At 44.8% G+C, this 20,567-nt stretch carries 22 protein-coding genes; 7 read left to right on the forward strand and 15 right to left on the reverse strand.

All coding sequences use genetic code 11. The features are described 5' to 3' along the window. Positions 1-2 precede the first annotated feature (2 nt). The 12 genes from fabZ to holB all read right to left on the reverse strand — a co-directional run bounded on the left by fabZ (position 3) and on the right by holB (position 9,802). Complete coding sequence (fabZ, locus tag ABFV83_RS16785) at positions 3-428, reverse strand: 3-hydroxyacyl-ACP dehydratase FabZ (protein WP_349945432.1); 426 nt, start codon at positions 426-428, stop codon at positions 3-5. A 62-nt stretch (positions 429-490) separates the two neighbouring features. Continuing rightward, positions 491-970, reverse strand: coding sequence for an acetyl-CoA carboxylase biotin carboxyl carrier protein (accB, locus tag ABFV83_RS16790; RefSeq protein WP_349945434.1), 480 nt, complete (start codon positions 968-970; stop codon positions 491-493). 10 nt (positions 971-980) lie between these two features. After that, on the reverse strand, positions 981-2,219 hold the full coding sequence (fabF, locus tag ABFV83_RS16795) for a beta-ketoacyl-ACP synthase II (RefSeq protein WP_349945436.1): 1,239 nt from the start codon (positions 2,217-2,219) through the stop codon (positions 981-983). 13 nt (positions 2,220-2,232) lie between these two features. Then, a complete protein-coding gene (fabG, locus tag ABFV83_RS16800; protein ID WP_349945437.1) occupies positions 2,233-2,973 on the reverse strand; it encodes a 3-oxoacyl-[acyl-carrier-protein] reductase in 741 nt (246 codons plus the stop codon). Between the two features lie 33 nt (positions 2,974-3,006). Continuing rightward, entirely contained in the window at positions 3,007-3,918 is a 912-nt protein-coding gene (fabD, locus tag ABFV83_RS16805; RefSeq protein WP_349945439.1) for an ACP S-malonyltransferase, read from the reverse strand. A gap of 16 nt (positions 3,919-3,934) precedes the next feature. Then, on the reverse strand, positions 3,935-4,858 hold the full coding sequence (fabK, locus tag ABFV83_RS16810; protein WP_349945441.1) for an enoyl-[acyl-carrier-protein] reductase FabK: 924 nt from the start codon (positions 4,856-4,858) through the stop codon (positions 3,935-3,937). Continuing rightward, positions 4,858-5,091 (reverse strand): acyl carrier protein, encoded by a 234-nt coding sequence (gene acpP / locus ABFV83_RS16815; protein ID WP_054739924.1) that lies wholly within the window; start codon positions 5,089-5,091, stop codon positions 4,858-4,860. The genes fabK and acpP overlap by 1 nt, the downstream gene beginning before the upstream one ends. A gap of 73 nt (positions 5,092-5,164) precedes the next feature. Then, a complete protein-coding gene (locus tag ABFV83_RS16820; protein WP_349945443.1) occupies positions 5,165-6,130 on the reverse strand; it encodes a beta-ketoacyl-ACP synthase III in 966 nt (321 codons plus the stop codon). Between the two features lie 159 nt (positions 6,131-6,289). Beyond that, complete coding sequence (rsmI, locus tag ABFV83_RS16825; protein ID WP_349945445.1) at positions 6,290-7,147, reverse strand: 16S rRNA (cytidine(1402)-2'-O)-methyltransferase; 858 nt, start codon at positions 7,145-7,147, stop codon at positions 6,290-6,292. A 26-nt stretch (positions 7,148-7,173) separates the two neighbouring features. Next, complete coding sequence (locus ABFV83_RS16830; protein ID WP_349945447.1) at positions 7,174-7,911, reverse strand: tRNA1(Val) (adenine(37)-N6)-methyltransferase; 738 nt, start codon at positions 7,909-7,911, stop codon at positions 7,174-7,176. Continuing rightward, positions 7,901-8,809 carry a stage 0 sporulation family protein gene (locus ABFV83_RS16835; protein ID WP_349945448.1) on the reverse strand — a complete coding sequence of 303 codons (909 nt, stop codon included), beginning with the start codon at positions 8,807-8,809 and terminating at the stop codon, positions 7,901-7,903. The genes ABFV83_RS16830 and ABFV83_RS16835 overlap by 11 nt, the downstream gene beginning before the upstream one ends. Before the next feature lie 3 nt (positions 8,810-8,812). Beyond that, positions 8,813-9,802, reverse strand: coding sequence for a DNA polymerase III subunit delta' (gene holB / locus ABFV83_RS16840; protein WP_349945450.1), 990 nt, complete (start codon positions 9,800-9,802; stop codon positions 8,813-8,815). A 258-nt stretch (positions 9,803-10,060) separates the two neighbouring features. Between holB and ABFV83_RS16845 the strand changes: the two genes are divergently transcribed. Genes ABFV83_RS16845 through ABFV83_RS16855 form a run of 3 tightly spaced genes read left to right on the forward strand, consistent with a single transcriptional unit; the run spans position 10,061 to position 14,168 of the window. Then, on the forward strand, positions 10,061-11,689 hold the full coding sequence (locus ABFV83_RS16845) for a response regulator (protein WP_349945452.1): 1,629 nt from the start codon (positions 10,061-10,063) through the stop codon (positions 11,687-11,689). 17 nt (positions 11,690-11,706) lie between these two features. Beyond that, the gene (locus tag ABFV83_RS16850; protein WP_349945454.1) at positions 11,707-12,738 is read left to right on the forward strand and encodes a histidine kinase; all 1,032 of its coding nucleotides are present in this window, start codon (positions 11,707-11,709) and stop codon (positions 12,736-12,738) included. Between the two features lie 2 nt (positions 12,739-12,740). Continuing rightward, complete coding sequence (locus ABFV83_RS16855) at positions 12,741-14,168, forward strand: hypothetical protein (protein WP_349945455.1); 1,428 nt, start codon at positions 12,741-12,743, stop codon at positions 14,166-14,168. Here the strand turns inward: ABFV83_RS16855 and ABFV83_RS16860 are convergent. Next, entirely contained in the window at positions 14,165-14,299 is a 135-nt protein-coding gene (locus ABFV83_RS16860) for a hypothetical protein (protein ID WP_349945457.1), read from the reverse strand. The genes ABFV83_RS16855 and ABFV83_RS16860 overlap by 4 nt on opposite strands. 91 nt (positions 14,300-14,390) lie before the next feature. On the opposite strand from ABFV83_RS16860, the gene ABFV83_RS16865 reads away from it, so the two are divergent. From ABFV83_RS16865 to ABFV83_RS16875, 3 genes are read left to right on the forward strand one after another with little or no spacing between them, the layout of a single operon-like run. Further along, on the forward strand, positions 14,391-15,368 hold the full coding sequence (locus ABFV83_RS16865) for a sugar ABC transporter substrate-binding protein (protein ID WP_349945458.1): 978 nt from the start codon (positions 14,391-14,393) through the stop codon (positions 15,366-15,368). 36 nt (positions 15,369-15,404) lie between these two features. After that, positions 15,405-16,907 (forward strand): sugar ABC transporter ATP-binding protein, encoded by a 1,503-nt coding sequence (locus tag ABFV83_RS16870; protein ID WP_349945460.1) that lies wholly within the window; start codon positions 15,405-15,407, stop codon positions 16,905-16,907. Further along, positions 16,907-17,908: an ABC transporter permease gene (locus ABFV83_RS16875; RefSeq protein WP_349945462.1), complete on the forward strand. Its 1,002-nt coding sequence runs from the start codon at positions 16,907-16,909 to the stop codon at positions 17,906-17,908. The genes ABFV83_RS16870 and ABFV83_RS16875 overlap by 1 nt, the downstream gene beginning before the upstream one ends. A gap of 69 nt (positions 17,909-17,977) precedes the next feature. On the opposite strand, the gene ABFV83_RS16880 is transcribed toward ABFV83_RS16875, so the two are convergent. After that, positions 17,978-18,565 carry a guanylate kinase gene (locus ABFV83_RS16880; protein ID WP_349945464.1) on the reverse strand — a complete coding sequence of 196 codons (588 nt, stop codon included), beginning with the start codon at positions 18,563-18,565 and terminating at the stop codon, positions 17,978-17,980. Between the two features lie 45 nt (positions 18,566-18,610). Further along, positions 18,611-20,086 carry a decarboxylase gene (locus ABFV83_RS16885; protein ID WP_349945466.1) on the reverse strand — a complete coding sequence of 492 codons (1,476 nt, stop codon included), beginning with the start codon at positions 20,084-20,086 and terminating at the stop codon, positions 18,611-18,613. 167 nt (positions 20,087-20,253) lie between these two features. Between ABFV83_RS16885 and ABFV83_RS16890 the strand changes: the two genes are divergently transcribed. Next, on the forward strand, positions 20,254-20,484 hold the full coding sequence (locus ABFV83_RS16890; protein WP_349945468.1) for a hypothetical protein: 231 nt from the start codon (positions 20,254-20,256) through the stop codon (positions 20,482-20,484). The last annotated feature ends 83 nt before the right edge of the window (positions 20,485-20,567 follow it).

Raw genomic sequence — 20,567 nt, forward strand, 5'->3', positions numbered from 1 at the left:
ACCTATCCAATCATAAATGTCAGTTCCGCGCTGGCGGCCAGCTTTCCGTCTACGGTTGCAATGGCCTTTCCCACACCAACAGGACCTTTACGCTTAATGATCTCACATTCCAGCTTAAGTCTTTCTCCCGGAATAACCTTGTGCTTGAATTTTGCCTTGTCAATGCCGCCAAAGTAAGCAATTTTTCCCTTATTATCTTCCAGGCTTAAAATCGCCACTGCACCTACCTGGGCCAAAGCCTCTATGATCAGGACACCCGGCATAACCGGTTCCTCTGGAAAATGTCCCTGGAAAAAGGGCTCATCATAAGTTACACATTTATATCCAGCCGCTTTTACTCCCGGCTCAAACTCCTCGATGCAGTCCACCAGTAAAAATGGATGTCTGTGAGGAATGATCTCCTGAATCTCTTTAATACCTAACATCATGCGCCCTCCTGCTTTTAAAAGAGAGGCCCAGCCTCTGGGCCTCTCTTAGCTTTCACAACTGCCTACCGGATACGGAACAGAGGCTGACCGTACTCCACTACATCTTCGTTACCTGCCAAAATGGCTTCCACCACACCATCATATTCACATTCAATCTCATTCATCAGCTTCATGGCCTCGATAATTCCCAGGACCTGACCCTTCTTTACCGGATCTCCAACCTTTACAAAGGGTTCCGTGTCAGGAGATGACGCATTATAGAAGGTTCCCACCAAAGGAGAGGACACAAGCTTTTCCGAACAGATATCATTGTTCCCCTCTTCCACGATGTTCCCGGAAGGAGCACCTGCTGAAAGGGGCTGCTGGGTGAAAACACCTGCTGCCATTTCTGCCTGAACAACAGGATTTCCGGATACTGTCACAATTTCTCTTTCTTTTTCTTTCTTAATAGAGAGCTTTAAGCTTCCCTCTTCTACCTTAAAGCTGGTCAGTTCATTTTCTTTCACAGCCTGCATCAGCCTGATAATATCATTAATCTCCATAAACTGCCTCCTATCGTTCGAACTTCTTCACAAGAATGCTGGCATTATGTCCGCCAAACCCAAGGGAATTGCTGATGGCATATGTCACATCACAGGCAACGCCTTCCCCTTTGGTATAATTCAGATCGCATCCTTCTCCCTCTTCTAAAAGGCCGGCAGTGGCATGAACAAATCCATCCTGAATGGATTTCACACAGGCAATGAACTCGATTCCTCCTGCAGCGCCTAAGAGATGGCCCACCATGGACTTGGTGGAGCTGATCTTTACATCCTTTGCATGGTCGCCTAAAGCAGTCTTTATAGCCAGGGTCTCAAATAAGTCATTGTGATGAGTGCTGGTACCATGGGCATTCACATAATCAATATTTTCAGGAGTAATTCCGGCATCCTTTATGGCATCGGTCATGGCTCTTGCCGCACCGCTTCCATCCTCGGCCGGAGAAGTGATGTGGTACGCATCACAGGTAGAACCGTAACCAACCACTTCACCATAAATAACTGCATTCCTTGAAAGAGCGTGTTCCAGCTCTTCTAAAATTACTACACCGGCTCCCTCTCCCATGACAAAGCCGCTTCTGTCCTTATCAAAGGGGATAGAGGCACGAAGGGGATCAGCAGCAGTCGTAAGTGCCGTAAGCGCTGTAAATCCTGCCACTCCGATAGGAGTGATGCTGGCTTCTGCTCCTCCTGCCACCATTGCATCCGCTTCTCCGTACTGGATGGAACGGAAAGCTTCTCCAATGGAATGGGTTCCAGTGGCACAGGCAGTCACCACATTGATGCATTTCCCTTTTAATCCAAACTGAATGCCCACATTTCCGGCCGCCATATTGGATATCATCAGAGGAACCAGAAGAGGATTTACTCTGCCCGGCCCCTTTTCCAAAAGCTTTTTATTCTCCCTCTCTAAGGCCTGCAGGCTTCCGATTCCTGAACCAACGCATACGCCCACACGGTAAGGGTCTTCCTTTTCCATGTCAATGCCTGAAGACTCAAGCGCTTCCTTAGAGGCTGCCACGGCAAACTGGGCAAAACGCTCCATTCGCTTTGCTGCCTTTGCATCCATATACTCCTTTGGATCAAAATCCTTAACCTCGGCAGCCAGCTTTGCCTTATAATCCGTTGTATCAAACTGGGTGATCGGACCAATCCCCACCTTATTTTCCTTTAAACCATTCCAAAAGCTTTCCACATCTTTTCCGATTGGGGTGATTGCACCCATACCGGTTATTACGACTCTTCTCTTCATACGTCTCTCCTTTTTACATGGCCATGCCGCCATCCACACTGATCACCTGGCCAGTAATGTATCCGGCTTCCTCTGATGCCAGAAATGCTGCCACACCGGCAATATCTTCTGCTGCACCAAAACGTTTCATTGGGATCTGTTCTAAGGATGCCGCCTTTACGAATTCCGGCAGAACCTCAGTCATATCCGTTTGAACAAAACCGGGAGCTATTGCATTTACCGTAATTCCCCTGCTTGCAACTTCTCTGGCAAATGACTTGGTAATGCCGATAACACCGGCCTTTGCTGCGCTGTAATTTGCCTGGCCTGCATTGCCTAAAACGCCGGACACAGAGGAGATGTTTATGATTCTTCCGCTCTTTTGCCTGATCATCTGGCGGGCGATATGCTTCATGCAGTTAAATACTCCCTTTAAGTTGGTATTGATCACCGTGTCAAAATCTTCTTCTGACATCTTCATCAACAGATTATCCCGTGTGATTCCCGCATTGTTCACAAGAATATCCAGCTTTCCGTATTTCTTTATTACGCCTTCTAAAAACACTCCAACGCTTTCATAATCCGCTACATTACACTGAACAGCTTCCGCCTTACCGCCTTTTTCTTCGATTTCCTTTACCACTTCCAGGGCCAGGGAATCAGAACCATTATAATTAATAATCACTGTTGCTCCCTGGTCTGCCAGCTTTACGGCAATCGCTCTTCCTATTCCTCTGGCAGCTCCGGTCACCACTGCTATCTTTCCATCTAACATGCTCATTTCCTCCTACCTTATTGAAAGGAATTCCTATCCCAGTTTCTCCATATCTTCCAGTTTTTCTATATTAAAGACTTTTGCGTCCTTTGTAATCTTTTTGATAAATCCGGCCAAAGTCTTACCAGGCCCGATTTCGATAAAGGTATCTACCCCGTCTGCCAGCATGGTTTCCACACTCTGCTGCCAGCGCACGGAAGAATACACCTGCTCCTTTAGCAAAGGCTTTACCATTTCACTGTCTGTTACATACTGTGCTGTCACATTGGCTACGTAGGGAATCTTAGGGGTCTTTATTTCCACGCCCTTAAGAACCTCTCCCAATCGTTCCCCCGCTCCGGTGAGCATGGAGGAATGGAAAGGGCCGCTTACATTTAACATCAGCGCCCGTTTTGCGCCTGCTGCCAGCAGCTTTTCATTTGCCGCTTCCACAGCCTCTTTTTTACCTGATATTACAATCTGCCCCGGGCAGTTGTAATTAGCGATCTGGACTCCATCCATACCGCTTAATACTTCTTCAATCTTTAAGGCATCCAGTGCCAGAATGGCCGCCATGGCTCCGATTCCCTGAGGAACCGCTTCCTGCATGAGGATTCCCCTCTGCCGGACTGTCCGGATGGCATCAGCATCACTCATGACTCCTGCCGCCGCAAGCGCACAGTATTCTCCCAGGCTCAAGCCGGCAGACACCTGCGGCCTTATACCCTTTTCTGCTTCCAGAACCCGCATCATGGCAATGCTGGTGGTTACCATGGCCGCCTGAGTGTATTCCGTAATATCCAGCCGGTCATTCTTTTCAAAGCAAAGTTTTGGTAAGTCAAAACCAAGCAGGCTGGAAGCCATATCATATGTTTCTTTTCCAATCCTTGTCTGCTCATAAAAATCCTGGCCCATACCACAGTACTGCGCACCCTGGCCTGGGAAAATAAATGCAATCTTGCTCATAATAATAAACTCCTCTTTAACGGCCAAGCAATCTCTCTGCCTGCTCCATCATCTCTTCAATCATTTCCTTACAGGTCTGTTCCCTGGTAATCATGCCTGCGATCTGCCCGGCCATAACCGTGCCGTTTGTGATATCCCCCTCCTGAACTGCCGCTCTTAAGGTTCCAAGGGTCATATATTCCAATTCCTCAAAGGACTTGCCTTCCTGCTCCAGCCTCGCATACTCCCTGGTCATCTGGTTTCTCAAAGACCTGACAGGATGGCCATGGCTGCGTCCGGTTACTGCGGAATCAATGTCCTTTGCCTTAATAATCCGCTGCTTGTAGTTGGCATGGACAATGGATTCCTTTGCAACCACAAACCTGGTTCCGATCTGGACAGCCTCCGCACCCAGCATAAATGCTGCAGCGATTCCCCGTCCGTCTCCGATTCCGCCGGCTGCGATCACTGGTATGGATACTGCATCCACCACCTGGGGAACTAAAGTCATGGTCGTCTGTTCGCCGATATGGCCGCCTGATTCACTGCCTTCCGCCACCACTGCGTCAGCACCGTACTTCTCCATTCTCTTTGCCAGCGCCACAGAAGCCACCACCGGGATCACCTTGATGCCTGCTGCCTTCCACATATCCATATACTTTTCCGGGTTTCCGGCTCCGGTGGTCACCACCTTGATGCCTTCCTCCACCACTACCTTGGCCACATCCTCTGCATGAGGGCTTAACAGCATGACATTGACGCCGATAGGTTTTCCTGTCAGCTCCTTTGCCTTACGGATCTCCGCCCGTACCACCTCGCCGGGAGCATTTGCCCCACCGATGAGGCCTAAGCCTCCGGCTTCCGATACGGCTGCCGCCAGGTGATGCTCAGCCACCCAGGCCATGCCTCCCTGGACAATCGGTTGTTCCACTCCCAAAAGTTCGGTAATTCTGGTTTTCATTACGCTTCCACGCCCTTTGCTTTTAAATAGTCCATAACCTGCTGAACCGTAGTCAGTTTCTCCAGATCCTCAGACGGGATTTCAACAGAATACTCATCCTCAAGAGCCATAACAAGCTCAAACAAATCCAGGGAATCTGCTCCCAAATCCTCTTTGAAGGAAGATTCAGCGGTAATTTTACCTGCCTCAACGTTTAACTGCTCTGCGATAATTTCCTGCATTTTCTCTAACATAATTTAATCTCCTTTTATTGTCATTTTTATTTTTATACTATTACTTTGAGTTTCAAAGTATTAGTCAAAATCATTACCACTCCAAAAGAGTGGCTCCCCAGGTTAATCCTGCTCCAAAGCCAGCAAGTATAAGCTTATCTCCCCGCTGTAACTTTCCTTCCCGGTTCATCTCATCCAATAGTATTGGTATGGTTGCTCCCGATGTATTCCCAAACCGTTCCAGATTGGTAGGAAATTTCTCCATGGGTATCTTCAACCGCTTTGCGATGGATTCAAAAATCCGGTAATTTGCTTGATGCAGAATAAAATATTTAATTTCTTCCATGTCGGTTCCGCTTTCTTCCATTACCTTTTTAATGGCCTCGGGTACCGCCTTTACTGCAAATTTGAACACTTCCTGTCCGTCCATGGTCATATATCCAAGCTCCGGCTTCTTTCCTGTGAGAAAATTTCCTGTGGTCCTCCCTCCGCATTCCAGTGCCTTTCCCCTGGAGCCGTCTGCTCCCATGGTCATGTGAAGGATCCCCTTCTCTTCCGCCCGCACCACAGCCGCTCCGGCTCCGTCGCCGAACAGGACGCAGGTGCCTCTGTCATTCCAGTCAATGAGCTTGCTTAAGGTATCCGCCCCAATCACAAGCCCGGTCCGGTAGATCCCAGCCTTAAAAAAACCGTGAACCGTATTTAAGGCATAAACAAATCCGGAACATGCCGCACTTAAATCAAAGGCAACTGCCCCGTCAGCTCCGATTGCCGCCTGCACCTCACAGGCGCCGCTGGGGAAACAGCAATCCGCAGAAGAAGTAGCTAAAATGATGATATCTAACTCCTTTGCAGAAACACCGGCATTCGTAAGAGCCTCTTTTGCTGCCTGTATGGCCAGATCAGAGGTTCCTGACTCTGCCGATGCGATCCGCCTTTCCTTTATTCCGGTCCTGGTCCTTATCCACTCATCACTGGTATCCACAAACCTTGCCAGATCCTCATTGGTTACTACCTGCTCCGGGACAGCAGAACCTGTTCCTATTATTCTTGTCGTCATAAATTCCCCCATCCATGCCCCCGCCCTCTGCTTTTTTCTTGACTCTCCATGATTCTCGGAGCCTGCGGAGTACATGCCGTGTTGAATTATTTTATATGTCAAATATTTTGAATATCAAAGTAATTTTATAAAATGATACGCGGATTGTCAAGAGAAATTTTACAATTCATGTTTCAGCAAGTACTGATAAACCTCTCTTTTACTGATCCCCCTGTCCTTTGCCACCATGCGCATGGCTTCCTTCCGGTCTATCCCCTGGTTTACATAAAGTCCCATGTGTTCCTCCATGGACATCTCCCGGGAAGCCATGGATCGTTCCTCTATCTTCTCCCTGATGCTCTTTCCTTCTATGACGATGACGCACTCTCCCTTTGGCTCTTCCTCTTCATAGGTCTTTAAAGCATCCGGAAAGGTTGTCCGAAACGCTGTTTCATACCTTTTCGTAAGCTCTCTGCAAATGGTGATCCTCCGGTCCCCCAAAGCCTCATAAAGCTCTTTTAACGTCCTGACAAGCCGATGAGGCGCTTCGTAAATGATCATGGTCCTGGTCTCTTCTTTAAGCTCCTCTAAAATCCACTGCTTCTCCTTCTTATCAGACGGCAAAAACGCTTCAAAGCAAAAACGCCTGGTACCAAGTCCGGAAAGGGTGAGGGCCGTAATACAGGCCGCCGGTCCGGGAAGAGAAGTCAGCTCGATCCCGGCCTCATAACACTGCTTTACCAGCTCCTCGCCAGGATCCGAGATGCCCGGTGTCCCAGCATCCGTAATTAAGGCGATCTGAACCCCCTGTTTCATCTGCTCCACTAAGTACCTGGCCTTTTCCACCTTGTTGTACTCATGGTAACTGGTCATAGGCGTCTTAATATCAAAATGGTTTAAAAGCTTGATGCTGTGACGGGTATCCTCCGCCGCGATCAAATCCACTTCCTTTAACGTATTTAAAACCCTCAGGGTAATATCATCAAGATTCCCTATAGGCGTTGCACATAAAAATAATTTTCCTTTTTTCTCTTCCAACAAGGCATTTCCTTTCCCGGCAAAAATCAATACCCGTAGATAGTATAGATTTCATCCGTATACACACCTGGTTCTTTATATACAATAACAGGGGCCTCCACCTTGATCATGGATCTTCCTCCCCTCACAGCTTCAATAAGGACCATATTTGCTTCCCTGTTCACATAAGGATGAACCATTTTCATCCGCTTTGGCTCTAATCCGTAATCTTTTAAAGCCGTTATGATCTCAACCAGCCTGTGAGGCCGGTGAACCATGTAAAACCGCCCGCCTGGACGTAAAAGTCTTGCCGCTTCCCTAGTCACATCATGAAGGGTACATAACACCTCGTGACGGGCAATGGCCTTTGGCAGCTCCGGATTTTTAAGTCCGTGAGAATCATTCATATACGGAGGATTTGAGGTTACTACGTCAAAGGAAGCCGCGCCAAATAGACGGCTGGCTTCCTTTATATCTCCCGTTATAATGGAAATTTTTTCTTCCAGATGATTTAAGGCCACACTTCTTCTGGCCATTTCTGCCATTGTTTCCTGAATCTCCAGCCCGGTATAATGAAGTCCCTGGTTTTTGGCCTCCAAAAGGAGAGGAATGATCCCGGTGCCTGTCCCTAAATCAACCGCCTTTTCTCCCGGCTTTACAAGGGCAAATCCGGAAAGAAGGACCGCATCCATGCCAAAGCAAAACCCATCCCGGTTCTGTATGATCTTATATCCGTTTCTTTGCAGATCATCAATACGCTCGTTTTCCTTTAAATCAATTGTCATCTAACTTGGACTTTCCTTCTTTCTTTTCAAGGGCCTCTAATGCCCTTAATTCCTCATCCGTTACCTGGGCTTTCTCCCGGCGGCGCCTTGGTTTGAATTTCAGCTGTTCCACCCGGTATTCCCGGATTTCCTTTTCATCCTTAGTGGTGACAACCACCTTTACCAGCTGCCTTAAAACGCTTACAGAATGAACCTCTCCCTTAAGTCCGTCATCCGTTGTCACAAAATCACCAACATTGGGAAGCTTGCTGTTAAGCTCTTCATAAGTTTCCTCTTCATTCTTTAAGCAGCACATAAGCCTTCCGCAAACACCGGATATCTTGGTAGGATTTAAAGACAGATTCTGTTCCTTTGCCATCTTAATGGATACGGGTATAAATTCTGAAAGGTAGGAATGGCAGCATAAGGTTCTTCCGCAAATACCGATTCCTCCCACGATTTTTGTCTCATCCCGGACTCCTACCTGGCGAAGCTCGATCCTGGTCTTAAAAACAGAAGCCAGATCCTTAACAAGCTCCCTGAAATCGATTCTTCCGTCTGCAGTAAAATAAAACAGCACCTTGTTATTATCAAAGGTATATTCCGCATCAATCAGCTTCATCTGAAGACCATGCTTTCTGATCTTTTCCTTACAGATTTTAAATGCTTCCTTTTCCTTTTCATGGTTTCTTTTTTCCACTTCATCGTCAGCCTTTGTTGCCATTCGGATCACCGGCTTTAAGGGCTGGACTACTTTATCATCTTCCACTTCCCGGCATCCCAGGACAACATAACCATATTCTATTCCCCGGGCAGTCTCAACAATTACATGATCCCCAGTCCGTACCTCCTGGCTCACGGGATCAAAGTAATATATCTTTCCTGCGTTGCGGAACCGAACGCCAATTACTTTTATCATCTATTAATTCTCCTTCATAACAAGCAGCATGAGCTCCATTGCCAGTTCCATATTGACATTGGCATTCAGACGGATTCTGGCCTTGTCTATGGCCTGTAAAATCATCTCAATGCCATCATAAGCGCTGGCAGCGCTCATCTCTTTCATTGTATTATATTCTTCCCTGAAAACCAGAAGATTGATATCCTGAGTCACCTTAAACATTAAGACATCCCGGTACCACAGCTGTATAAAATCGAGGCAGTCATAGATATCCAGATTTTCATCCTTCATCTTCTTAATGTAAAAAAGCAGCTCTACAATATCCATATCCTTGATGTGCTTCAGCATATGGATCAATTCCTTATACATCAGCTGGAAATCCTCAGAGGAAGCCAGATGAATCGCTCTTCCAAGATTTCCCCTGGCAAACGCTGCATAAATCTCCGCTTTGCTCTCAGCCATGGCTAAAGATCCTGTTAAATAGGATTTTATCACCGAATCCTGCAGAGGCTTAAGCTTTAACTGCACACACCTGGAAAGAATGGTGGGCAGAAATGCCTCCTGATTGGTCGTAAGCAGCATGATGACCGCATAAGCCGGTGGTTCCTCTATGGTCTTTAACAGCGCGTTCTGAGCCTGAACCGTCATCTTTTCCGCTTCATCCACAATATAGATCTTATAATAACTGCTATAAGGACGTATCATAATGGTGTTATGGATCTGTTCCCTGATATCGTCAACGCCAATGCTTCCCGGCTTCTCATGGGCCAGATAAATCAGATCCGGATGGTTTCCGCTCATGACCTGCTTGCAGGCATGACACTGCATACATGGCTCATTCTTTCCCTTTTCACAGAGCAGGGTCATTGCAAATGCATTAGCCAGGGACTTACGCCCCATTCCCGCTTCACCTGTAAGAATGTACGCATGGGAAACATGATTTGATTCAATAGCCTTTTGCAAATGTTCTTTGATTCTCTCATGGCCGATAATATCCTTAAACCCTGGCATAGAGACACCCCCTGTCGACGTTGTCTGACCCGCTTTCCTGTTCCATTTACACCGGAAAACGAATTAAACTAATTATAACATAGAACGTTTGCCACCACAAGAATGAAGTATTGGCAAATCCTTTATCATTTTCCTTTATTCTGCTCAATTTCAACCAATATTTTGCAGTACATGAAACTTTTTGAGTTGAGATTATAGATCTGGTGAAGTATACTGAAAAGAGAAGGTAAAAATCGTATTGGATTATAACTATAGGGGATGATTTTAATTTTAGGAATAATAATTGCAGACGACGAAAAGAAAATATGCAAACTTTTAGAATATTTGATCGACTGGGATAAAATAGGGGCTAAACTTTTGGGCGTTGCTTATGACGGCATTACTGCCCTTCAACTGATTCAGGAAAAGAAACCTGATGTTCTGCTTACGGATATCCGTATGCCGGGCATAGATGGCCTGCAGCTGATCGAAGAGGGCAAAAAACAGAATCCTGCCCTTAAATGCATTATCATCAGTGGCTATAAGGACTTTCAGTACGCACAGCAGGGAATCCGGTACGGCGTGCGGGATTATTTGCTGAAACCCATTAATCAGGATGATCTGACCCGCACATTAATGAAGCTTGTCAATGAAACCATGGAGCAGAAAAGCAGCCAGGAAGCCCGGATGCACCTGGAGAAAACCGTAAAAAACTATTCCGGTGAGTTCAAACGGGTATTTTTAAAAATAACGCTGGAACAAAAACCGGAGGAAGAGCCTGAAACAGTATTAAAAGAAGTCCGGAAAATCAATACCTCCCAGGTTGCCGGACAGGGCAGCCGGTGTCTGGTTGTAAAGCCGGACATAGAATATAAGAATTTCACAAAAGACGCCTATCAGCTTTTAATTGATAAAACCATTGAGATCCTGCAGGTTGAATTTGCTTCCGATGAAGGAGAGTTAACCATTGAGGCATCCCATGAGGGCATATTTTTATTGCTTTGCCAGGAACTTTCTCACAGGGAAGAACTGCTCAAAGCCGTAAACCATGTGAGAGACCGGGTCATGGGACTTCAGGACTTATTTCCAAAGATATACTTTACAGCCATCATCACGGAACCGGTGGATACGGACGAAGAGCTTATCCGGCAGATCCAGCACAGCCGGATTGCCATGTACAACCGACTCCTTACGGATACGGATACGGTTTCAGAACTTAAGATATTTGACACCGGATCAGAAGAAAAACATGCCTTGACCCGTCAGGTTTCAAGGCTCTTAGAAAACCGGCTGGAATCCTTTGAACTGGAAGAAATAAAAAAATACGTAAATGAGGCCAAACAGATCATCCATGCAGCAAAAGACATCTCCGGCCTTGACGTAAAAATGGAACTGCTCCGGCTGGTCTGCAATTATCTGGACTGGCTGGGACAGCTTGATACCCCTTTGGACAAAAACGGGAAAACCGCTTACTTTTCCGAAATGTATGAGCACTGCATCAGCCTTGACCAGGCATTTGAACTTCTGGAAGAAACGCTTACAAAAGCCTTGTTTGAAGTTCTGAACCATTTAAAAAGCCAGGAAATAAAGCCGGTTGCCTATGCCAAACATTATATAGAAGAAAACAAAGGCCTTCATATAAAGCTGGAAGAACTTGCTAAAAACGCCGGATTCAGCTATACCTATTTCTCATACCTGTTTAAAAAAGAAACAGGAAAAACACTGACCGAATACATCCAGATGGTAAGAATTGAGACCGCCAAAAAGCTGCTGGTGGAAAAAGAACGGAGTGTAAGCGAAATAGCGGAACTGGTTGGTTACAGTGATATCAAGTTTTTCACCAAGCAGTTTAAAAAAGCGCTGGGCGTCTCTCCCAATGAATACCGTAAAATGTTTCTGGAACGATGAACCAGGGAGGCGATTCTTTGAAAAAACAATGGTTGAAAAAACAGATTATGATCTGGATCAGGGCCATGATTTCATGGAGCTGTCTTGCCCTGATCCTGTTCTTTCTGATTCTGTATAAGCCGGAACTGACAAAATCCATTTTTTATACTGTTATGGCATGGAGTATGCTGCTTTCCTTTCTTCTGCTGCTGGTTATCGGTAAGATCAGGATCTTAGAGCCTCTGGGGACTATGAGAAAAAAAATAGAATTCTTTAACAACGGGATCATTTTCACAGAAATATTCAAAAACCTGGAAGGAATCTCGCCGGATACAGATGCCCTGCTTATAAAGGTACATGCCATCCTGGACAAGGACAAAATAATGGAAAATGCAAAACAGCAAGCAAGGTATCTGGCCCTTCAAAATCAGATCAATCCTCATTTCCTCTATAATGTACTGGAATCCATACGTTCCGATGCAATTATGGCAGGAGTCCCGGAAATCGGAAAGATCACAGAGGCCCTTGCCGTATTCTTCCGCTATACAACTTCAAAAATGGAGAGTCTCACCACCCTTCAGGAAGAACTGGCCAATGTAGAGAATTATTTTTTGATTCAGAAATACCGTTTTGATGATAAGCTGGAATTAAAAATCAAACTGCCACAGGAGGATAAAGAAGTTTTAAAAACCCGCATCCCAAAACTTACCCTTCAGCCAATCGTGGAAAATGCCATTAAACACGGATTGGAGCCAAAGGTTTCAGGTGGGACCGTTGTCATTGATATCGTACACAGCGACACCATCCTTTATCTTTCCGTGATTGATGACGGGATCGGCATTGAAGAAGCAAGGCTTGGCCGACTCAATGAAAAGCTTTCCCGCATGGATACCGGGGACGGTTCCGCCAATGAAGGAGGAAAGGGAGGGATCGCCCTCATAAATGTGAATTCCAGAATCCGTCTTCTCATGGGTGACGAATATGGGATCCACATCCTCAGCACTCCCGGAATCGGAACCGAGGTATGCCTCACACTTCCTTATATGTTTGAGCAGACAGAAGGGAGATGAGGATGAAAAAAGAACTGATCCGCTATGAAAACATACACTGTTCCATGGATGGCCAGTCCTGCTTCAACGGCCTCTTCTTTCGGGCCTTTGAGGGACAGATCTGCTGCATCATCGTCAACAATGCCATTGAAAAAGAAAATTTTCTCCAGCTTCTCCGTGGAAACTTAAAGCCGGACTACGGCTGGACCTATTATAAGGGGGAAAAAATAGTATCCTCTAAAATGCAGGAGAAGATGCTAAAGCAGACTGCATTTATCGGCCGCAACAAAGGAATCTTTTCTGCGCTAAGCGTGGCTGAGAATATTTTCGTGGCCAGCGGCCGGGTCCCCTTCTGGAAGCGGGTGAATCCTCTCTGCAGACACACTCCCGGCCTTCTTAAAAGTCTGGATATTTCCATTCCTTTGCTGGATAAGGCACATATGCTGGATCCCGGCATGCAAAAACAGGCAGAATTACTGCGCGCTTTTGTCTCCGGCTGCCATCTGGCCGTTATAACGGATATTGAAGTAATCATGACGGAAGAGCAGCTTAACAACTTCTTTCACCTGGTAACAAAATTAAAGGCCCAGGGAATGAGCTTTCTCTATGTTGTAAACAGCTCCACCAAATTATACGAATATGCGGACGAAATAACCATCATCAAAAAAGGCAGAACCATGGGACATATGTACCAGGAAGATTATTCCAAATTCCAGACCTATATGGAATTATTTGAAAAGTCCCAAAAAAACACCCTGAGAAAAAATGATCTGTCCCAAAAACAGATTGATAAAAAAACGGTTCTGGAGTTTAGAAATGTAAAGCTGCCTGATCTTCCCGTATTGAATCTATCATTAAATGCAGGGGAAGTTCTTAACATTCTGGACCTGGATTCCACAGAATGCCGGAATATTCTTCCTATCCTTCAGGGAGAATGCGGATTTGAAGCCGGCAGAATTTTATTAAATGGAAAAGAATATTCCTTCCAGTCCGTTCACAAGTCCATACGGGATGGAATCGCCTTCATTGAAGCAAGACCAATGGAAGAAATGCTGTTTTCCGATATGACCATCTTAGATTACATGACTTTCATGATCCAGCGAAACAAGAAAAAATACTTCCTAAGAAAAAAATACAGAAAAATGACCCGTAACCTGTTAGAAGGGATATTCAGCGAAGAGGAATTAATGAAAAAAACCTATATGGTCAGCGATGAATGCAAATTAAAACTTTTATATTACCGCTGGATCCTTGTCCGTCCAAAGGTCCTGGTATGCATAAAACCTTTTTCATCCGTTGATTTCCAAATGCGCCAGATCACCATCAATCTGCTGAAGGAAGTTTTAAAGTCAGGAATCGCTGTGATCATTATTACAAACCAGATTGCTGAGGCTTACACCATGGAAGGAAAAAATGTCACCTTTCACAATGGAACTATTGCTATGGATTAACGCTTTTTATCAAAACCTTTTTGTATACTTAAACCATAAAAAAGTCTTATTATCTCAATTAATAAGGCTTTTTTTATTATAAAAGGGCCACTTTCGAAAGATATACCCCCATATTGCACAAAACTTACCATTGTTTACTCCTGGTTTTACTGTTAAAATAACAAACACATATCATTCATTAGTTCTATCAAAATAATTGAAAGTAAGAAGGGAGATTAAAAAATGATGAAAAGAAAAATTTTATCCATCCTGTTGGTATCCGCTATGCTGGCTTCCATGACTGGCTGCGGAGGGCAAAAAACCGTTTCAGAGTCCGGTGCAACAGAACAAGCTTCTTCTGAGAGTATTACCGTAGGTGTCATTTTAAAAACATTATCCAGTGAATACTGGGGTTATGTTGCTGCAGGTGTTCAGGCTGCATCAAAGGACTTGGGGGTTAAGGTTGATTTACAGGGTCCGGCTTCTGAAACAGCTTATGATGAACAGAACAATATGATCGAAACCATGCTCTCCGGCGGAGTCGATGCGTTTGTCATCTCTCCCCTCCAATCCGACTCCGTAGCAAGCGTAATAGGAGATGTTAATATTCCTATTATAACCGTAGATACTGACGCAGAAATAGCCGGAAAAGTCTCCTTTGTGGGAACCGGTAACGACAATGCTGCTTACCAGGGCGGATTATTTGCTGCTCAAAAAGCCGGAAAAGGTGCAAAGGCCGTTATCATCGGAGGTGTTGAGGGCAATGCCACCAGCGATGCCCGTCAGGCAGGATATACCAAGGCTCTGGAAGAAAACGGTGTGGAAATTGTTTCCGTACAATATGCCCAGTCCAATCCTGATACAGCAGCAAATGTAATGGAAAATATCATAACCGCTCAAAACGGAGACATTCAGATCGTATGCTGCCACAACGATGACACAGCTGCCGGTGCATCCAATGCCGTAAAACAGCTTGGTTTAAAGGACGTCATTATCGTTGGTTTTGACGGTAACCAAAGCGGTGTTCAGAATATCATTGACGGCAACATAACCGCCACCTGCGCACAGGCTGCTTATACCATGGGCTATAAGGCAGTTGAAACAGCCCTTCAGGCTGTAAAGGGAGAAACCGTTGAAACCTTCGTTGATACAGGCTGCGAAGTCATCACAGCAGAAAATGCAAAAGAATACTTAGAGAAACTGAAAGGCTACTTAAAATAATTCATTTGAATACGTTAGGAAAGGTTTGGCGGCATTATGAGTAATTATTTGGTTGAGCTGGAAGGTGTTACAAAACGCTTCCCTGGTGTAGTAGCAATGCGAAACATGTCGTTGCAGATCAGACCTGGTGAGATCCACGGACTGATTGGTGAAAACGGTGCCGGAAAATCTACCCTGATCAAGGTCCTCACCGGTGTTCATATTCCGGAAGAAGGCACCATTTACATTGAAGGTAACAAAGTTTCATTTAAGAACCCTAATGAAGCTGCCACTGCCGGAATTGCCTGTGTATATCAGGAATTAAACATTGTAAAGCTCCTTTCTGTCACAGATAATATTTTTATTAACAAAGCTTTAAAAAAGAAAGGCAGCCCGTTTCTGGAATATGTCAAAATGCATGAATTAGCTCATGAGGTTATGCTTTCTCTGGGTCAGGACATTGATGTAAAAAAGGAATGCGGTTCCTATGGCATGGGAATCCAGCAGATGGTAGAAATTGCAAAAGCAGTCCTGATCGATGCAAAGCTTATTATCATGGATGAACCTACCTCCAGCCTTGGGGAAAAGGAAGTGGAACAGTTAATGAAAACGGTCCGTTCCTTAAAGGAAAAAGGCATTGCGATCCTGTTCGTGTCTCATAAGCTTGAGGAGCTGTTTGAGCTTTGTGACCGTGTAACAGTCATGAGAGATGGGGAGCACATCCTGACTAAAAATACTGATGAACTGGATAACGATTCCCTGATTTCAGCCATGGTAGGCAGAACTCTGGATAATCAATATCCAAAAGTTGATACAGAGACCGGTACAGAAGCACTCCGGGTGGAACATTTAAACTCTGCAGGTGTTTTAAGGGATGTGAGCTTTCATGCAAACCATGGAGAAATTCTTGGTTTTGCAGGCTTAGTAGGCGCCGGCAGAACCGAAACATTCCGGGCAATATTTGGTGCTGATCCCTATGACAGCGGAGAGATTTATGTAAATGGAAAGAAAGTATCCATAAAATCGCCCAAAGACGGAATCCGCTGCGGGATGGCGTTTTTAACAGAAGACCGGAAAGGACAGGGGCTGGTTCTTTCTCAATCAGTCCGGACGAACCTTATTTTAAGTAATATGAGAAGCTGCACGAAAGGCCTGTTCTTTGATGAGAAACAGATCGATCAGCTGGCGGAAGAATCGATCAGCGACTTAAAGATAAAAACTCCCACTGCCGATGAGGTGGTGGGACAGTTATCAGGCGGCAATCAGCAAAAGGTAGTTATTGGAAAATGGATCAATACAAATGCAGATATCTATATATTTGATGAGCCTACCAGAGGAATTGACGTAGGTGCTAAAGTCGAAGTATACAACATAATGAACCGTCTGGTCAGTGCCGGAAAATGCGTTATCATGATTTCTTCCGAATTACCGGAAATCATAGGAATGAGCGACCGGGTGATTGTCATGAGGGAAGGAAGAATCATGGGAGAACTTTCGAAAAAAACAGATGTCCTGAATCAGGAAATAATCATGAAAGCTGCCTGGGGAGGTGAAATTTAATGAAAAATAAGAAAATGAAAGATATTTTAGGAAAGGTAGCTCCTTTACTGGCTTTGGTTCTTTTGTTCATTGTATTATCACTAGCAACAGATAAATTTTTTACCCTTAATAATATGATGAATATTCTAAGGCAAACAGCTGTAAACGGGCTGATTTCCGCAGCTATGCTGGTGGTGCTGATTACTGCAGGCATCGACTTATCCGTTGGCGCCAATGCAATCCTGTGCGCATGCATGATGGGTATGCTGAAAACATCCTTTGGTATTACAAACCCATTTATATTGATTCTGGTCTGTATCTTGACCGGTGTTTCCGTTGGCTTTTTAAATGGCATACTGCTCACAAAAATGCATCTTCCCCATCCTTTCGTTTCAACCCTGGGTATGAAAAACGTGCTTTGCGGCCTGGCTTTGCTGGTAGTCTCAACTAAAACTATCTCCGACTTTCCGGCTGCCGTTACATTTTTAGGTTCCAGCAATTTATTTAAGGTATCCGGTGGATTCTCCGGGATTCCTTTATGCTTTATAATTTTGATATTGATTTATACCGTATATCATTTCTTTTTAAATAAAACCGCTCTTGGAAGAATGATTTACTGCGTAGGCGGTAATCCGGAAGCTGCCCGCCTTTCCGGGATCAATTCCGATAATATACTGATATTTGTTTACAGCTTATCCGGATTTATGTGCGCCATTGCCGGGCTGGTTATTGTGGGGCGTTCCGCAGTGGCCAATCCTTCTGCCGCTATTTCACCATATGATACGGATGCCATTGCGGCATGCATTATCGGCGGTGCCTCCTTTATGGGAGGAAAAGGAACCATCTGGGGAACCCTGATCGGCGCCCTGATGATTTCCACCATTCGAAATGGTTTAACACTCTTAAATACTTCAAGTTCCGTACAGTACGTTGTTATCGGCCTTGTAATAATCGCCGCTGTATTTATCGATGTAACAAGAACACGTATGGAAGCAAAAGCCAAACGGCTTGCAGCTAAATAAAAGTCACCATGAAAATAAGCATGAAAGACGCTATGGAGTTCCATACCTCTTTCATGCTTATTTTAACCATTACAGCTCTGCCTTCACAGCTTTAACGACCTCATTAAGGCACGTTTCCAGCTCCTGATTGCAGAATCGCTTATGTATTCCGCACCGAACGAGATTTTCTTCTTTAAAATCCTCTTCATCCGCCAGAAACCTTCTGCAAAGCTCCTTATATTTAGGTGTCTTCTGTCCCCGTTCCCGTTTGATCGCTCTTAAAAGCCGGTCTCCATCCTCAACCTCAATATAAATAGGAAACAGTCTGTCTTCTCCAAAATAAGCCCTTGTCTTTTCATAAGATTCCAGAGTTCCTATCATCAGATATCCATTCTGCCCTGCTAAATTAATCTGTCCGTCATCAACAGTAAAATAACTCCAGGGTCCATAGACCGTTTCATACGTCCTCTCCTCAATAAGCCTGTTTTCATTCCTGAATTTCTCCAGCTTATCACTGGTGGTAAAATAGTACTCCACCCCATCCCTTTCACCATCCCGAATTGGCCTGGTGGTATATAAAACTACTTTCTTTAATTGGGGAAGCCTCTTTAAAAGTCTTTTATAAATGGTATCCTTTCCAGAAGCGCTTTTTCCCATTACATAGAATATTTTGCCCATATCATCTGCTCCATCTTTTATCCTATTTTCATTCTGTCTTGTATTTTATTTCCCATTTAGCCCAGTTTCATCAACCACAAAAAGTTCTCTGGAATTCTCATCCTCCATCCCCTGCACTGCAAGGCCCAGCTCCTTATACTTCATGATCAGATCAATGGATTCCTTTTTTAAAATCTCCCCCGGTACAACAATAGGTATTCCCGGCGGATACACGTAAACAAATTCTGCCGATACCATTCCCTCTCCGTCAGGGATTGCAATCCTGTGCCTGGGCTCATCCATGGCCTCTGCAATGGTCATCCGGCATTCCGGCATTCTCTCAAGCTCCTTAAATAAGCCGTTTGCAGTTTCACAGTCTTCCTCTGGGGAAAGCCCGGAATCAATCTGAAGCAGAGCACTGCACAGCCTTTCAAGGCCTTCCTCAGTATCAGCCAGAGTCGTTATGGCAGTTACATAGTCCGAACTGCACATTTCCATTTCCAGATGATATTCCTTTCTTAGCCTGTCATCCAGCCAGGCTCCCGATTTTCCCGTACCCCTTGTGGAAATAATGATCTTGGAACAGTCCATGTCATAGATTCCGTACATCCCCTTTTCCTGATCCGTAAGGAGCCTAAGGTGCTTCAAACCAGTCAAAGCCTTCCGGACCTCTTCTATCTTACCGGAAAAGTGCTTCATCTCTTTCAGTCCTTCTCCAGCCATATAACGTATACAGCCCTCAATACCCGCCATCAGCACATAGGATGGGCTGCTGGTCTGATACATGTGCACATAGCGGTCCAATCTCCCCATATCCACATATCCTTCCCTGACATGCATGACAGCCGTCTGAGTAAAGGAGGGAAGGGTCTTATGAAGGCTTTGAATCACCACATCTGCTCCAAGCTCGAAAGCGGAAACCGGAAATCCTCCCTCTTTCCCAAAGGAAAAGTGAGCTCCATGAGCTTCATCCACAATAAGAGGTAAACGAAACCTATGAACCACCTCTGCAATAGCCTTAATATCAGATACCATTCCATCATAAGTTGGGGATACCACAAACACCGATTGAATATCTGGATGATTCATCAACATCTCTTCTATTTTTTCCGGAAGTAATCCACCTTGGATACCAAATGGCCGTATTATTTGTGGATAAATATATTCTGCACTTAACTGATTGAGGAAAACTCCATGAAACGCAGACTTATGACAGTTCCTGCTCATAAGAATGGTTCCGCCCCTTGATACGGTCCCGCTAATGGCGCTGAGTATTCCGCCGCTGCTGCCATTAATAAGATAATAAGTCTTATGGCTCCCGTAAATCCTTGAAGCCCATTCCATGGACTCCTTTAAAATCCCTTCCGGATGGTGCAAATTATCAAAACCGTCTATCTCCGTAATATCTATGGAAAATGGATTTGGAAAATTGGCTGCAAAAGATTCCTTATACTGCCTTTTATGTCCGGGCATATGAAAGGGATAAAAATCCGATTTCCCATATTCCATTAACTTCTTTAATAAATTCGGTGTGTCATTCATAGTATGAACCGCCTTTCGCCCTCATAAACCTATGGCTCATTTCCCTGTCCTTTTTACATTCTTCTTTATAAATCGACTCTTCTAGTATAGCATCCTTATCCTCTCTTTACAATTTTTTCTCACAGCGCTATAATATAGTTTTGGAAATGAAAAAGGAGATGGTTATTATGAGATTAATCGAATTTAAAATGGAGCGCCCCGGCCTGGTAAAAGCAGGAGATGAAGTTCAGATCATAGAGAGGGAAGGAGCCAGCAGCTACAGCTATATCATTGACCCTGCCGTGGCCATGTCCGGCTGCTACATGGGACGGGACAGGATCAAATCCGATCACGGGATTGTAAAAGAAATAAAGCACAATGACCGGGGGTATTATGTGATTGTAGAATTCAATGAATAAACCTGTTTTACAAGTAACTCTGCTTTACCGGAATCCCTTCACAAATCACTGCAAAATAAAAAGCCCTGAAACATCTCTGTTTC

It is taken from the genome of Lacrimispora sp. BS-2 (assembly GCF_040207125.1).
In the GTDB taxonomy this organism is placed as follows: Bacteria; Bacillota; Clostridia; order Lachnospirales; family Lachnospiraceae; genus Lacrimispora.